The following is a 14,743-nucleotide window of genomic DNA, read 5'->3' as shown; positions in this document are numbered from 1 at the left end:
TGGCAAAGCCTTAACAGGCGGTGAAACCGCCCCCTTCTCGAAAATATCTTAACCATGTCAGCAGTCGCCGCTGGTCCTGCCATCGGAGCCGATGATGCAGACTGAATCGGGCTCCGGCTGCAGTACGCTGCGGCGCACCGTATAGGTGTTGCGATGGCTGATCGAGCCGGTGGCCGTCATGTCGAGACCGCCGGGAAAATCATCGCGCGCCGATTGCGAGCGCGTCTGGCTGTCGAGGAAAGGGGTCGCGATCAGCGCCAGCGCCACCGCGGCCGACCCGAACAGCAGCGTGATGCGCAGGATGCCCATGCCCGCATCGGCGGCACGGAAGCTGCGGTCGGGCCGGATCGAATCCCAATCCCTGTCCAGGCTCATACTATCGCTCCCCAGCGAATTGGCGACGCGGCCGCAAGGACACGGCCATGCATCAATTTTTCATGATCAGATAAATCTTCCATTAACGCTGGCTGATACGGATCGTGGTCCCGATCCCGTCGCCGCCCCTCAGAGCAGGTCGATGAGGAACGGTATCAGCGGCGCGTCGGCCGGCGGCATCGGATACTCGCGCATCTCTCTTGGCCGCACCCATTTCAGCGCTTGGCCTTCCCGGGGTTGGGCGATGCCGCGGAAACGGCGGCAGACAAACAGCGGCATCAACAGATGGAAGTCGTCATAGGAGTGGCTGGCGAAGGTAAGCGGCGCTAGGCACGGTATATCGGTCTCGATGCCGATCTCCTCATGCAATTCGCGGATGATGCATTGTTCAGGCGTCTCGCCGGGCTCGACCTTGCCGCCGGGAAATTCCCACAGGCCTGCGAGTTGCTTGCCCTCGGGCCGCTGCGCCAGGAGCACGCGGCCGTCGGTGTCGACCAGCGCGCAGGCAGCGACCAGCAGCAGCCGCTTGCCGGTATTTGCCAGGTCATTCATCCCCAGCTTCACTCATGACCAGCGGCTGGCGATAGTGGTAGCGATAGACTTCCTCGAAGCCGAGCGAACGATAGAGCGCCAGTGCCGGCACATTGCCGGCCTCGACCTGCAGCCAGGCTTCGCGCGCGCCGCGCAGCCTTGCCCATTTCAGCGCCGACAGGATCAGGTTGCGGCCATGGCCCTTGTTGCGCGCCGCCTTGTCGGTGGCGACCTCGAACAGGCCGGCGAGATCGCCGTCATGCACGCAGATCAGCGTCGCCAGCGCCTCGGCTTCATCCTCGAGCGCGAACAGCCCGGCCTCGGGCTGGATGGCGCCGATGATCTCCGACAGGCCGGGCCGCAGCGAAATGTCCGAGCCGCTGACCTTGAGCAAAGCACCGATGAAGCGGCTGATGTCCTTGAGCGGGATCTGGTCCATAGCGGCATCGAGCTGCGCATCGGCCAGCGGCAGCCGCATGACCAGCGACTCGCCGAACCGGCTCCAGCCCTCCTTGTCGAGATGACCGGCCAGATCGGGACCCGACAGCGGCGACATGCGGAACGTCAGCGGCCTGCCATAGGCATCGAAACGGCGGCTGGCCCGGCCGATGCGGTCGGCGATGTGCTGGATGTCGCCGGGATCGAGCGGATTGACCGAATTCAGCCGCTTGGCCGGATGGCCGGCGGTCAGCCGCACCACCCAGGTCCCGTCATAATGGACGGCGGCTGCGGGCCAGGCGCGAAAGCCCGCCGCCTCGTAGCGGCGCACGATCGCGAGCATGCTTGCCGGATGCCTGGAAGCCAAAACCGTCAGCTCCGATAATCGCCATTGATGGCGACATATTCCTTGGTGAGATCGCACGTCCACACCGTCGCCTTGCCACGGCCGATGCCGATATCGGCGCGGATGCGGATATCGTCGCGCTTCATGTAGGCCGAGGTCTTTTCTTCCGAATAGGCCGGATCGCGCTCGCCCTCATGCGCCAGCCTGTTGTCGCCGAACCAGATCGACAGCCGGTCGCGATCGGCGGGCTCGCCGGCCTTGCCGACCGCCATGACCACGCGGCCCCAATTGGCGTCCTCGCCGGCGACCGCTGTCTTGACCAGCGGCGAATTGGCGATCGACAGCGCGATGCGCTTGGCCGAGCGAGCCGATTTGGCGCCGGTGACGGTGACTTCGACCTGCTTGCGGGCACCCTCGCCGTCACGCACCACCTGCAGTGCCAGCGACTTCAGCACCTTGCCGAGCGCCCGGCGGAACTGGCCAAGGCGGGCATCTTTGGGATCGGTAATTTCGGGAGCACCACGTTTGGCGGCCTTGCCGGTGGCAAAGATCAGCAACGTGTCACTGGTCGAGGTGTCGCTGTCGACAGTCACCGCGTTGAAGGTCTTGGCCGTGCCGCGCGACAGCAGGTCCTGCAGCACCGGGGCTGCGATCGGCGCATCGGTGGCGATGAAGGACAGCATCGTCGCCATATCAGGGGCGATCATGCCGGCTCCCTTGGAAATGCCGTTGATGGTGACATCGGTGTCACCAAGCTTGACGGTCGCCGTCGCCACTTTCGGATAGGTGTCCGTGGTCATGATGGCCTTCGCCGCCTCGGTCCACAGGTCGGGCTTGCCGTCGCTGACCAGTCCGGCGAGCAGATGGCTGAACTTGGTTGTGTCGAGCGGCTCGCCGATGACACCGGTCGAGGCCAGGAAGACCTCACTTGCCGTGCAGCCCGCGGCCTTGGCCGCGGCCTCGCCGGTCAGCGCGGTGGACGCGCGCCCCTTCTGGCCGGTGAAGGCATTGGCGTTGCCGGAATTGACGACCAGCACCCGGGCCTTGCCGGCGCCGAGGTTCTGCCGGCAGAAATCGACCGGCGCCGAGGGGCATTTCGACTTGGTGAACACGCCGGCGACCGTGGTGCCGGCGTCGAAGACCATGGCCAGGAGGTCGGTGCGGTTCTTGTACTTTATCCCCGCTTCGGCGGTGGCGATGCGCACCCCTTCAATGACAGGCATCTTGGGGTATTTCTTCGGCGCGAGCGGCGAAATCGTCGTGGACATGGGGACCTCGGGCGGGAAATTCGCAAGGGAAGGCCGGTTTGCCCGATACGCCGCGCCGGCGCAAGGGCGTTTTCGTCGCGCTTGCCCGCGGCCGTAACCCACCTGGAATTAAGCTTGCATTTCAAATCTGTTGGCATCGCCGGGGCCTGTGGCGCTATGATTGCGTCCCATGGGCAGGCTTGCGATCCTCGCATGGGCATTTCTGGGACTATTGCTGCTGAGCGCCGACGCTGAGCCGGCGCGGCGCGTGGCGCTCGTCATCGGCAATGGCAGCTATGCCGAGGCCGGGACGCTGGCCAATCCGGTCAACGACGCCCTCGACATCGCCGACAAGCTGCGCTCCATCGGTTTCGAGGTCATCGAAGGCAATGATCTCGGCAAGCGCGAGCTCGAACGCAGCATCGGCGAATTCTCCGACGCGCTCGAAGGCGCGGGCGCCGGGCTTTTCTACTATGCCGGCCACGGCCTGCAGGTCGACGGGCGCAACTACATCGTGCCGGTCGACGCCAGGCTCGATATGCCGGTGAAGCTGCAGCTTGAAGCCGTGCCGATCGACGAAGTCCTCGACATCATGGAACAGCAGACCAAGGTCAGCCTGGTGTTTCTCGACGCCTGCCGCAACAACCCGTTTGCCCGCAGTCTGAGCCGCACCGCCACCACGCGCTCGGCGACGGCGCTGGCCGGCCTGGCGCAGTTCGATTCGACGCGCGGCTCCTTCATCGCCTTCTCGACGGCGCCGGGTGCGGTCGCCATGGACGGCAGCGGGCGCAACTCGCCCTTTGCATCAGCTCTTTTGCGGCACATCGCCGAGCCCGGCCAGAGCATCAACGACATGATGATCGCGGTGCGCCGCGACGTGGTTTCGCAAACCCGCGAAGGCCAGCGCCCCTGGGAGCAGGGCTCGCTGCTGGAACGCTTCGAATTCGTCCCGGGTGAAGGGCCTGCCCCCGAGCCCAAACCGGCGGCTGAGCCCGCGCCGGCCTCGCAGGTCGCGGCGCTGGAGCGCTCCGTCGGCGACGACAAAACTTCGATCGAGAAATTCCTGCGCCGGGACTATCTGGCGCCGGACACCAGAACGATGAGCGAAACGGTCAAGCGGATCTACGGCTCGTCGGCGACCATTTTCGGCACACACTACGACGCCGATGCCATCGTCAAGGTGAAGACCGACTGGTTCGCGCAATGGGCCTCGTGGTCGCTTGGGCTGGAGCCTGGCAGCCTGGAGATCACGCCGCATGGCGAGGATCGCACTGAGGCCGCCTTTGCCATGCGCTACGACTATGTGCCGAAGGACAAGTCGGCGGCACGGCTGACCGGCAAGGCGCGCGTCACGCTCGGGCTGGTCAAGGCCGAAGATGGGTGGCGCATCGAGTCCGAGACATCGCAAGCGATGCAATGATGACCCTATCCGGGTGCGAATTCACGCGCTTTCGCGCGACGTGAATTCGGTCACGAAACAGAGCAGTGCCGCAACCGGCAGCGCCAGGCCGATCCAGGACACCAGCGGCCAGCCGCCTTGCGCATAGGCCCAACCGCCGACGCCTGAGCCGATTGCGCCGGCGATGAAGAACGTCGCCATGTAAAGTCCGTTCAGGCGGCTGCGATGTGCGGCGCCGAGTGCGAACAGGTCCCGGTAGCCGAGGACAAGGTTGGTCTGCACACCGAAGTCGAGCACGATGGCGGCGGCGACCAGCAGCGCCAACGAAAGCGTCGAGCCGCTGCGCGCGATGTGGGTGATGAGAAACGCGACAGCGACGCACAGCATGGCAAAGACGGTCGCCGGCCGGCTCCAGCCGCGGTCGGCAACCCTTCCGGCGAGCGGCGCAGCGATTGCGCCGGCGACGCCGGCCAATGCGAACAGGCCGATGCCGCGCTGCGTCAAGCCAAAATCGGGCCCGGCCAGCAGCAGCGGCGTCGTCGTCCAGAACAGGCTGAAAGCCGCGAACAGGAACGCCTGGTAGAGAGCCCGCCGGCGCAGGATCGGCGTCGTGCGCATAATATGCACCATGGACGCCAAAAGCGCGCCGTAGCTCAGACGCGCCGTCGGCACGCGCCTGGGCAGCGCAAACCGCAGCACCACGGTCAGCACGATCATGACAATGCAAGAGGGTGAAGTAGACCACATGCCAGGACGACAGCGCGGTGATGAAGCTGGAAAACGGCCGTGACAGCATTATGCCGAGCAACAATCCCACCGAGACATTGCCGACCACGCGGCCACGCCTGGCTTCCGGCGCCAGGTGCGCCGCATAGGGGATAAGCGTCTGCACCGCGACCGAGCCAAGGCCGACAAACAGCATCGCGGCCAGAAAAGCCGCTGGCTGCGTTGAAATCGCCGCAGCCAGCAAGGCAAGCGTTGCAACGGCGAGAATGCCGAGCACGAGCCTGCGGTTCTCCATGAGGTCACCAAGCGGTACGATAAACAGCAGGCCCACCCCGTAGCCAATCTGGGCCATCGTAACGATCAGGCCCGCCGCATGTGGCGGCAAGCCAAGTTCGGCGCCGATCGGGCCGATCAGTGGTTGTGCATAGTAGATATTGGCAACAATCAGCCCGCAGGCGGCAGCCAGTAAGAAGGTCATCCAACTCGAAATTGTCGTCTCGGCGGGTGCGGAGCCGGATGCGATAATGGTCGTCATGGGGATGTCCATCGGAACGAAACGTTTCGTTGAATAGAACGAACCGTTCCGTTTCGTCAAGCTATGATGTATGAACATCTCGATGTGTGAGCATCTCGATGTGTCAGCATCTCTTGGCATCAGCGCATTTTGCAGCCAAATGGCAATTTGGCGCCCGCACGAACGCTGCAAGGAAAACGAGCGCTTTGCTCGCGGATGGTTCGCATCCGGCCGGCAAAAATGCGGGGCGCGGCAAACAATTGCCAGCGGGTTGTCGTTTCAGCCGAGACGAGAAACCGCTTTGGGAGGAACGGCTAAATGAGCGAAACAGCCGATCCGGCACGCAAATCGATTGGCGCCAGGCGCAATCCCGACAGCGCCGAAGCGATTTTGGAGGCTGCCGAAGCCGTGCTGATCGAGGCCGGCTATGCCGGTTTCTCGATCGAGGCGGTTGCGCGGCGTGCGCGCGCCGGCAAGCCGACCATCTATCGCTGGTGGCCGAGCAAGGCGGCCCTGCTGCTCGAAGTCTACCAGCGCCAGAAACGCGTCGACATTCCCGATACCGGAAATCTGGAGGAGGATCTCGTCGGCTTCCTGATCAATCTGTTCACGCACTGGCGCGAGACATCATCGGGCAGCGTGTTCAGGTCGCTGATCGCCGAGGCGCAGTCGGATGAAACCGCGGCCGCCGCCCTTGCCGGTTATGCCGGAGGGCGCCGCAACCACACCGGCCAGATCATCGAGCGCGCGAAGGCAAGGGGCGAGATCGCTGGCGATGTCGACCCGGGTGTGGTCGCCGACCTCGTCGCTTCCTATGCCTGGCGGCATCTCTTGATCAACCGGCTCGACGAGCCTGAAGCGACGATACGCAAGATGGTCCGCTATCTCCTGCACGGCATAGCGGCATCAGGCAGATAACGGCACGGGCGACACCGGCCAATAAAAAAGGGCGCGGCAACCCTTGGCTGCCGCGCCCTTTGAAAGCGTCGTTCAGGCTTACTTGCCGGCTTCCATCGTGTCGACGGCCTGCTTCAGCTTGGCGTCCGGGATCTCGACCTTGGCGCCGGCGCGCAGCGACTTGACCAGCGCGAAATACTTGTCGCGGATGACCGCCTGCTTGGCCTGGTCCTTGACGTCGTCGAAGGCCGGCGGCTGCTTGGCGCGCTTGTCCTCGAGCTTGATGACATGCCAGCCGAACTGCGACTGCACCGGCTGCTCGGTGTATTTGCCGACTTCCAGCGCGAAGGCCGCCTTGTCGAACTCCGGCACCATCTGGCCAGGTCCGAACCAGCCGAGGTCGCCGCCATTGGACTTGCCCGAGGGATCGCTGGTGTGCTCGTTGGCGAGTTTCTGGAAATCGGCACCGCCGTCGAGCTGCTTGATGATCGCCTCGGCCTCTTCCTTTGTCTTCACGAGGATGTGACGGGCATGCACCTCGTTGACCGGCGGGGTGTTGGCGATTTCCTGGTCGTAGCGGGCGCGAATCTCGGCGTCGGTGACCTTGTCGACGACGCCCTTCTCGACCATCTCGCCATGCAGCGCGCGCTGCTGCAGGAAGGCCATGCGGCGCTGGAAGTCGGGATCCTTGTCGAGGCCGTCGGTAACGGCCTTGGCGGCCATGACGCGGATTTCGATGGCGGCCGAAAGGGCCGCGGCGCGGCGCTGTTCGGGCGGCAGCTGCGCGAATTGCTGCGACAGTTCGCCTTCGGCAAGCACCAGATCGGCTTCAGTCAAGGGCTGGCCGTTGACCGTGGCGACCACGGCGTTCGGATCGACCGGCGCTGCCGCGGGTGCTGCGGCGGCATCGGCGGGAGCAGCAGGGGCGGTCTCCTGCGCCATGACAGGCGACAGGCAAAGGGCCGACAGGCCGAAGGCCAGACCAAGGCTGGCGAGCGACGCACGGCGAAACAACAAGGACATGAAAATGACTCCGGGGAAGGATTGTAAGGAGGGGTGGCTTCCAGATCAGCCAGATTGTGGCGGAATTTGGCGCGACCGGCAGGGCCAGCGCGGCGTTGACATCAGTTGAGCCCCCTCTTATCTGTCCAACGACTTTGCGTCCAGAACCGTTTTCCGGGCGCTTTTTGTGTTTGCCCGTATTCAGGCGGTGCGTTCACGCGGATTTGATGGGGCCGGCCGGTACCCATCTTAAAGATTGAGAATTCTATCGAAAGGACCATTGTATGGTCAGTCTCGGCGGTCTCGCCCGTAAGGTTTTCGGTTCCTCCAACGACCGTCGGGTCAAATCGACCCGGCCTCGTGTCGAGGCGATCAACGCCATGGAAAACGAGATGCGGGCGCTTTCCGACGCCGAACTCGCGGGGCGTACGGAAAAATTCCGCGGGGATATCGCCAACGGCGCCAGCCTTGACGACCTTCTGATCCCGGCCTTCGCCACCGCCCGTGAGGCGGCGCGCCGCGTGCTCGGCATGCGCCCCTTTGACGTCCAGCTGATCGGCGGCATGGTGCTGCACAATGGCGGCATCGCCGAGATGCGCACCGGCGAGGGCAAGACCCTGGTCGCGACGCTGCCGGTCTACCTCAACGCGCTCGCCGGCAAGGGCGTCCACGTCGTCACCGTCAACGACTATCTCGCCACGCGCGACTCCGAATGGATGGGCCGCGTCTACAAATTCCTCGGCCTCTCGGTCGGCGTCATCGTCCATGGCCTGTCTGACGAGGAACGCAGCACCGCCTACGCCGCCGACGTCACCTACGCCACCAACAACGAACTCGGCTTCGACTATCTGCGCGACAACATGAAGTATGAGCGCGCCCAGATGGTGCAGCGCGGCCACAATTACGCGATCGTCGACGAAGTCGATTCCATCCTGGTCGACGAGGCGCGCACGCCGCTGATCATTTCCGGTCCGCTCGAGGACCGTTCGGAAATGTACAACACCATCGACACCTTCATCATCCAGCTGCAGCCGCAGGATTATGAGATCGACGAGAAGCAGAAGACCTCGATCTTCACCGAGGAAGGCACCGAGAAGCTGGAGAACCTGCTGCGCGACGCCGATCTGTTGAAGGGCGAGTCGCTCTACGACGTCGAGAACGTCGCCATCGTCCACCACGTCAACAACGCGCTGAAAGCGCACCGGCTGTTCCAGAAGGACAAGGACTACATCGTTCGCAACGGCGAGATCGTCATCATCGACGAGTTCACTGGCCGCATGATGCCCGGCCGCCGCTACTCGGAAGGCCTGCACCAGGCGCTGGAAGCCAAGGAGCATGTGGCGATCCAGCCGGAGAACCAGACGCTCGCCTCCGTCACATTCCAGAACTACTTCCGCCTCTACAAGAAGCTGTCCGGCATGACCGGCACGGCGCTGACCGAGGCCGAGGAATTCGGCAACATCTACGGCCTCGAAGTCACCGAGATCCCGACCAATTTGCCGGTCATCCGCAAGGACGAGGACGACGAGGTCTACCGGACGGTCGAAGAAAAGTACAAGGCGATCGTCAAGGAGATCCGCGAAGCCAGTGCCAAGGGCCAGCCGACGCTGGTCGGCACGACCTCGATCGAGAAGTCCGAGCAACTGGCGGACCGCCTGCGCAAGGAAGGCTTCAAGGATTTCGAGGTGCTGAACGCCCGCCACCACGAGCGCGAGGCGGCGATCGTCGCCCAGGCCGGCAAGCCCGGCGTCATCACCATCGCCACCAACATGGCCGGCCGCGGCACCGACATCAAGCTCGGCGGCAATGCCGAGATGCGCATCGAGGACGAACTGGGCGACATGCCTGCCGGTCCCGAGCGTGAGGCGCGCGAGAAGGAAATCCACGCCGACGTCGAGCGTCTGAAGGAAAAGGCGCTGGCCGCCGGCGGCCTCTACGTGCTCGCCACCGAGCGCCATGAATCGCGCCGCATCGACAACCAGTTGCGCGGCCGCTCCGGCCGCCAGGGCGACCCCGGCCGCTCGAAATTCTTCCTGTCGCTGCAGGACGATTTGATGCGCATCTTCGGCTCCGAGCGCATGGACGGCATGCTGCAGAAGCTCGGCCTCAAGGAAGACGAGGCGATCATCCATCCCTGGATCAACAAGGCGCTGGAAAAGGCGCAGAAGAAGGTCGAGGCGCGCAACTTCGACATCCGCAAGAACCTGCTGAAGTATGACGACGTCTCCAACGACCAGCGCAAGGTGGTGTTCGAGCAGCGCATCGAGCTGATGGACGGCGAAGGCCTGTCGGAAACCATTGCCGAGATGCGCGAGGGCGTCATCGACGAGATCGTCGCCAAGGCCATTCCCGAGAACGCCTATGCCGAACAGTGGGATGTCGCCGGCCTGAAGGCCGAGGTCGCCGAATTCCTCAATCTCGACCTGCCGATCGAGGACTGGGCCAAGGAAGAGGGCATTGCCGAGGACGACATCCGCGAGCGCATCACCCAGGCCGCCGACGTCGCCGCCAAGGAGCGCTCCGAACGCTTCGGCCCCGAGGTGATGACCTATGTCGAGCGTTCGGTGGTGCTGCAGTCACTCGACCATCTGTGGCGCGAGCACATCGTCAATCTCGACCATCTGCGTTCGGTCGTCGGCTTCCGTGGCTACGCCCAGCGCGATCCGCTGCAGGAATACAAGAGCGAGGCGTTCGAGCTGTTCCAGGCGTTGCTGGGCAATCTGCGCCAGGCAGTCACCGCGCAGCTGATGCGCGTCGAGCTGGTCCGCCAGGCCGCCGAAGCCCCGCCTCCGGAAGCCCCCGACATGTTCGGCACCCATATCGACGGCTCAACCGGCGAGAATGATTTCGAAGGTGGCGAAACGGCCCTCCTGGTGCGCCAGGAAAGCAACGCCATCGTCGCCCCCGAAGACCGCGACCCCAACAACCCTGCAACCTGGGGTAAGGTCGGTCGCAACGAAGCCTGCCCCTGCGGATCGGGGAAGAAGTACAAGCATTGTCATGGGGCGTTTGCGTAAACACACGGATCAACAATTGGCACCTCCCCCTAGCTGAGGGAGATGTTGGCAGACGTGACAATCTCCTGCCACCTCAACGACCGGTTGGTGAAGAGAGCGCAATCGCAGAACAGCGTATGTTTATTCAGTAAGAGCTATTCAGAAACAAATTTCGTCAGTGTGTCTTCTACGAACTGGTTCGGCTTCCAGCCTTTAATTAGCTTATCCAAAAGGAATGTATCCGTGGCGCCTACGCCAACACCCAGGGTTGTTCCTACGCCGGCAGGTAAGAACGCATCCAGCGCGACACCGGCTAAGGTAGGACAAAACGTGCTCCTTTTGTGGGAATTCTGTCGACCCATGTGTCGGTCACGCATGCCTTATAATACTCTGCCAAGGCATTCTTTTCAGGATTGATACCAGCGATCCATTTTCTGAATTTCTTTGATCTATCGAGAACACTTCGATAGTCATCAAATGATTTCTGCCCGCTGTTTATCACATCCCGTATTGACCTCATATCATCAAACAAAAAACTGGAAAAATTGGAAAAATTTACGTCAGATATCCCAACTCTTTCCTCAAAACTTCGGATTCTCATTTTCTGCAACTCGGATGTCAGGTCATTTGATAGTGTCTCAGAATTAAAGTATGCTGAAAGATTCACGTCTGTTACGACTTCCAGAATTTTGTAAAGCACCATAGCTTCACTTAGTTGCATATCTCGATTTTTTATATGTTCATTTATTTTAAAAAACGATACATTTGTCGATATATTGAATGAGTTATCGTTGACGTTGTCATATTTTCTGAATTCAAATTTGGCCGGAATTTCAAATTTTGGAGCGGCCGCCCCAATAATCATTTTTGCAGCGCTTGTACAAAATGCGTCATCCGACAAGCATTCCAAAAGCGACTTTTGAAGCGGCGGCATAACCCCTGAAAATAAATGATCGTAGCTCTCGTATAGAGATACTTTGTCTACGAATTTTCGAGCAAATAGCTTGGCGCCGACCTCTGTATCGAATGCTCTTTTATATGCAGCTACGAAATCGTCATACGCAGTATGCGATGCTCCATGTTCAGCGTTCTTGAAAGCTACAAAATTATGATTCTTAAGTATGCCATTCTCACTCGTATAAATTGCGTCTGAAGCATTTATGTACGATAGATTAGCGAATCCTTCATCGACAATGTAGTCGAGGCCAGATTCACCTATCGACTTGAGAAGCAGTACGAAGCTCCCATAATCGAGGATAAGCCGGGTTTTTCCGTAGAATAACAACGCCTCAGCGATCGTCCCGATATCAATAGCTGCGGCGGGACGCCGAACATTTATCGCTTCAAACATGTAAGGCTTGTCCCAGAAATGCAGATGGCCTGCCGGCTACTCTAGCACTCGGCTATGCCTCTGTATTGTCTGACATCTAAGCAATTGTGCTAACGAGGAAGGTTCGCACAGGCTGGCAGCGCCCTCCACCCCTCGCTCCTTCCTAGTCGTAGAACGGCTCGCACCCAACCGTTTCTTAATGTGTCTCGCATATACCCAACCCTGAAAAAGAGGCGGAAAAATCGGAGACTAATCGGGGTGCGCTTTTCCGCGGCCACGACTGCCGGGCGGTTCTTGCCGCAGCGTTTGGCGCTGCGCGTGGGGCCGTTGCTTGGCCGCATCGACGCCGTGCTGTTCACCGCCGACGAACGCGGCGAGGCCGGCCGCATGTCGGTCATCGCCTTCTCCATCCGCATCGTCAGCGCCGTCATCGCCTTCATCAGCCAGGTGCTGATGGCGCGCTGGATGGGCTCGTTCGAATACGGCATCTTCGTCCTCGTCTGGGTGACGATGGTCATCGTCGGCAATCTCGCCTGCCTCGGCTTCCACACCTCGGTCATCCGCTTCATCCCCGAATACCGCGAGCGCGGAATGATGGACGAGCTGCGCGGCATCGTCGTGGCCAGCCGACTGTTCGTGCTGATCGCCTCCACGATCATCGCCGGGCTCGGCGCGCTCGGCGTCTGGCTGGCGGCACCCTGGCTCGAAAACTACTATGTGATACCCTTCATCCTCGGCGTCATCTGCCTGCCGATGATCGCGGTGTCGGACCTGTTGCAGGGCCAGGCCAGGGCGAACAGCTGGGCGCTTTTCGCCCTGTCGCCGACCTATCTGATACGGCCTGTGCTGATCCTGCTGTTCATGGCGTTGATGCTCTATGCCGGCTACGCCGCCGATGCAAGGACGGCGATCTTCGCCTCGATCGCCGCCACCTACGTCACCACGCTCGCGCAGCTGATCGGCGTCACGCACCGCATGGAAAGGCAGATCCCGGCCGGACCGATGAAGGTGCATTTCGCGCAATGGTTCATCGTCTCGCTGCCGATCTTCCTGGTCGAAAGCTTCTTCTTCCTGCTCACCAATGCCGACGTGCTGATGGTCGGCGCCTATATGAACCCCAATGACGTCGCCGTCTATTTCGCCACGGTCAAGACGCTGGCGCTGGTGCATTTCGTCTATTTTGCCGTCAAGGCCGGCGTTGCCCAGCGCTATGCGCAGTTCACCCATGGCGAGCCGGCTAAGCTTGCCGCCTTCGCCCGCGAAACGGTGTCGTGGACCTTCTGGCCCTCACTCCTGATGGCGCTGCTGGTGCTGGCGCTTGGCGAACCCATGCTGGTGCTGTTCGGTCCCGAATTCACGTCGGGCTATCCGCTGCTGTTCCTGCTCGTCTTCGGCGTCGTGGCGCGCGCCGCCGTCGGCCCCTGCGAAAGCCTGCTCACCATGAGCGGCAATCAGAACATCTGCGCCGCCGTCTATGCCATGACACTGGCCTTCAACATCGGCCTCAACGTGGTGCTGATTCCGCATTTCGGTCTGTGGGGCGCGGCCATGGCCACCGCCTTTGCCATGATCTTCGAGGCCAGTGCACTGTCCTTCACGGTGTGGCGCAAGCTCGGCATCGTCATGGCAATCTTCGTGCCTGCCAAAGGAGCCGCCTGATGGCCGCCATCCCGTTGCTCGAGGAAACCAGCGGCGGTACCGCCGGCGCCATGGTGTCGGGCCTTGCCGGCCTGGCGCGCGACGCCGACCCAGCCCATATCGAAATCCTCGCCAACAACCGGCCCGAGCGCAAGCTTGCCATTTACCCGGCGTCGGCCGGCTTCGATCTGGTCGAGGAACTGGATTATCTCTGCGCCCGCACGATCGAGCCGAACGTCTTCTTCAATCCGCGTTTCCTGGCGCCGGCCATGCCCCGGCTGGAGGATCGCGAGGTCCGGCTGGCGGTGATCCGCGACGGCGACGAATACCGCAACCGGCTGCGCCTTCTGGTGCCGCTCTCGGTGGAACGGCCCGTGGTGCCGCTCGGCGTTCCGGTGATGCGCACCTGGTCGAGCCCGTTCGGTCCGCTCGGCACGCCGCTGATCGACCGCGACGATCCGATCGGCGTCGTCGAGGATTTCTTCTCGATGCTGTCGCGCCCGCACCTCAAGATGCCGAAAGTCCTCGTGCTGCCCGACATGAGGCTCGACGGCCCGGTGGCGAGCGTGCTTGGCGCCGTGGCCGAGACGCGTGGGCTGACGCTGGTCACCACCGGCCAGACGGCGCGCCCCGTGCTGGAGAGTGAACTCGACGGCGACGACTATCTGAAGGCTTCGCTGCGCGCGCACCATTATCGCGAGTTCCGCCGCCTGAAGCGGCGCCTTGCCGACCTCGGCAGTCTGGAACATGTGGTGGCGCGCGGCCCCGAAGAGATCCGCCACGCCATCGAAAGCTTCCTGACACTGGAAGCGTCCGGCTGGAAGGGCCGCGAGCGCACCGCCATGGCGATCGACCGCTTCCGCGCCGCCTTCGCCCGCGAGGCCGTGCACAGGCTCGCCGAACAGGACATGTGCCGCATCCATTCGCTGACGCTCGATGGCCGCACCATCGCCTGCCTGATCGTCTTCGTCGAGGCCGGCGTCGCCTATACCTGGAAGACGGCCTATGACGAGACGCTATCGGCCTATTCGCCCGGCACGCTGCTGATGATCGAGGTCACCAGGCAGCATCTCGACGACCCCAACATCATGATGACCGATTCCTGCGCGGTGCCGGACCATCCGGTGATGAGCAGGCTGTGGAGCGAGCGCAAGCCGATCGGCACGCTGGTGATCGGGCTGACGCCGGACGCCGACCGCCCCGCGCGCCAGGCCGCCTCGCAGCTGCACCTCTACCGCGAGACCCGCAACATGGCGCGCCTGCTGCGCAACCGCATGAAAAGCCTGCTGAGACGGCGCTAGACC

The 14,743-nt window shown here is 62.3% G+C and carries 11 protein-coding genes and 1 pseudogene; 5 read left to right on the top strand and 7 right to left on the bottom strand.

All coding sequences use genetic code 11. The features are described 5' to 3' along the window. Nucleotides 1-57 precede the first annotated feature (57 nt). The 4 genes from AC0V7N_RS10150 to argJ all read right to left on the bottom strand — a co-directional run bounded on the left by AC0V7N_RS10150 (nucleotide 58) and on the right by argJ (nucleotide 2,958). Nucleotides 58-375 carry a hypothetical protein gene (locus tag AC0V7N_RS10150; RefSeq protein ID WP_475456947.1) on the bottom strand — a complete coding sequence of 106 codons (318 nt, stop codon included), beginning with the start codon at nucleotides 373-375 and terminating at the stop codon, nucleotides 58-60. A gap of 129 nt (nucleotides 376-504) precedes the next feature. Further along, the gene (mutT, locus tag AC0V7N_RS10145; RefSeq protein WP_475456945.1) at nucleotides 505-927 is read right to left on the bottom strand and encodes an 8-oxo-dGTP diphosphatase MutT; all 423 of its coding nucleotides are present in this window, start codon (nucleotides 925-927) and stop codon (nucleotides 505-507) included. Further along, complete coding sequence (locus tag AC0V7N_RS10140) at nucleotides 920-1,687, bottom strand: GNAT family N-acetyltransferase (RefSeq protein WP_475456943.1); 768 nt, start codon at nucleotides 1,685-1,687, stop codon at nucleotides 920-922. The genes mutT and AC0V7N_RS10140 overlap by 8 nt, the downstream gene beginning before the upstream one ends. Before the next feature lie 29 nt (nucleotides 1,688-1,716). Continuing rightward, nucleotides 1,717-2,958, bottom strand: a complete 1,242-nt coding sequence (gene argJ, locus AC0V7N_RS10135) for a bifunctional glutamate N-acetyltransferase/amino-acid acetyltransferase ArgJ (protein WP_475456941.1) — start codon at nucleotides 2,956-2,958, stop codon at nucleotides 1,717-1,719. 169 nt (nucleotides 2,959-3,127) lie between these two features. Between argJ and AC0V7N_RS10130 the strand changes: the two genes are divergently transcribed. Next, on the top strand, nucleotides 3,128-4,357 hold the full coding sequence (locus tag AC0V7N_RS10130) for a caspase family protein (RefSeq protein ID WP_475456939.1): 1,230 nt from the start codon (nucleotides 3,128-3,130) through the stop codon (nucleotides 4,355-4,357). Nucleotides 4,358-4,378: 21 nt separating this feature from the next. On the opposite strand, the pseudogene AC0V7N_RS10125 reads toward AC0V7N_RS10130, so the two are convergent. Further along, nucleotides 4,379-5,597 (bottom strand): annotated as a pseudogene (locus AC0V7N_RS10125) (MFS transporter). Nucleotides 5,598-5,894: 297 nt separating this feature from the next. Here AC0V7N_RS10125 and AC0V7N_RS10120 point away from each other — a divergent pair. Continuing rightward, a complete protein-coding gene (locus AC0V7N_RS10120; RefSeq protein WP_475456937.1) occupies nucleotides 5,895-6,494 on the top strand; it encodes a TetR/AcrR family transcriptional regulator in 600 nt (199 codons plus the stop codon). A gap of 78 nt (nucleotides 6,495-6,572) precedes the next feature. On the opposite strand, the gene AC0V7N_RS10115 is transcribed toward AC0V7N_RS10120, so the two are convergent. After that, the gene (locus tag AC0V7N_RS10115; RefSeq protein WP_475456935.1) at nucleotides 6,573-7,496 is read right to left on the bottom strand and encodes a peptidylprolyl isomerase; all 924 of its coding nucleotides are present in this window, start codon (nucleotides 7,494-7,496) and stop codon (nucleotides 6,573-6,575) included. 263 nt (nucleotides 7,497-7,759) lie between these two features. Between AC0V7N_RS10115 and secA the strand changes: the two genes are divergently transcribed. After that, nucleotides 7,760-10,492 carry a preprotein translocase subunit SecA gene (gene secA / locus AC0V7N_RS10110; RefSeq protein ID WP_475456933.1) on the top strand — a complete coding sequence of 911 codons (2,733 nt, stop codon included), beginning with the start codon at nucleotides 7,760-7,762 and terminating at the stop codon, nucleotides 10,490-10,492. Nucleotides 10,493-10,784: 292 nt separating this feature from the next. Here secA and AC0V7N_RS10105 read toward each other — a convergent pair whose 3' ends face one another. Further along, nucleotides 10,785-11,822, bottom strand: a complete 1,038-nt coding sequence (locus AC0V7N_RS10105) for a hypothetical protein (protein WP_475456931.1) — start codon at nucleotides 11,820-11,822, stop codon at nucleotides 10,785-10,787. A gap of 237 nt (nucleotides 11,823-12,059) precedes the next feature. Between AC0V7N_RS10105 and AC0V7N_RS10100 the strand changes: the two genes are divergently transcribed. Then, entirely contained in the window at nucleotides 12,060-13,460 is a 1,401-nt protein-coding gene (locus tag AC0V7N_RS10100; RefSeq protein WP_475456929.1) for an oligosaccharide flippase family protein, read from the top strand. Beyond that, complete coding sequence (locus tag AC0V7N_RS10095) at nucleotides 13,460-14,740, top strand: GNAT family N-acetyltransferase (protein ID WP_475456927.1); 1,281 nt, start codon at nucleotides 13,460-13,462, stop codon at nucleotides 14,738-14,740. Before AC0V7N_RS10100 ends, AC0V7N_RS10095 begins: the two co-directional genes overlap by 1 nt. Nucleotides 14,741-14,743 lie beyond the last annotated feature (3 nt).

It is taken from the genome of Mesorhizobium kamtschaticum (genome assembly GCF_056174585.1).
The sequence above is the reverse complement of the archived record's forward strand: the minus strand, read 5'-3'. Positions and strand labels throughout refer to the sequence as shown.

What these genes read in the sequence shown, in the direction of transcription:
- AC0V7N_RS10150 (WP_475456947.1), bottom strand. Translation starts at nt 375, where the DNA reads ATGAGCCTGGACAGGGATTGGGATTCGATCCGGCCCGACCGCAGCTTC.
- mutT (WP_475456945.1), bottom strand. Translation starts at nt 927, where the DNA reads ATGAATGACCTGGCAAATACCGGCAAGCGGCTGCTGCTGGTCGCTGCC.
- AC0V7N_RS10140 (WP_475456943.1), bottom strand. Translation starts at nt 1,687, where the DNA reads ATGCTCGCGATCGTGCGCCGCTACGAGGCGGCGGGCTTTCGCGCCTGG.
- argJ (WP_475456941.1), bottom strand. Translation starts at nt 2,958, where the DNA reads ATGTCCACGACGATTTCGCCGCTCGCGCCGAAGAAATACCCCAAGATG.
- AC0V7N_RS10130 (WP_475456939.1), top strand. Translation starts at nt 3,128, where the DNA reads ATGGGCAGGCTTGCGATCCTCGCATGGGCATTTCTGGGACTATTGCTG.
- AC0V7N_RS10120 (WP_475456937.1), top strand. Translation starts at nt 5,895, where the DNA reads ATGAGCGAAACAGCCGATCCGGCACGCAAATCGATTGGCGCCAGGCGC.
- AC0V7N_RS10115 (WP_475456935.1), bottom strand. Translation starts at nt 7,496, where the DNA reads ATGTCCTTGTTGTTTCGCCGTGCGTCGCTCGCCAGCCTTGGTCTGGCC.
- secA (WP_475456933.1), top strand. Translation starts at nt 7,760, where the DNA reads ATGGTCAGTCTCGGCGGTCTCGCCCGTAAGGTTTTCGGTTCCTCCAAC.
- AC0V7N_RS10105 (WP_475456931.1), bottom strand. Translation starts at nt 11,822, where the DNA reads ATGTTTGAAGCGATAAATGTTCGGCGTCCCGCCGCAGCTATTGATATC.
- AC0V7N_RS10095 (WP_475456927.1), top strand. Translation starts at nt 13,460, where the DNA reads ATGGCCGCCATCCCGTTGCTCGAGGAAACCAGCGGCGGTACCGCCGGC.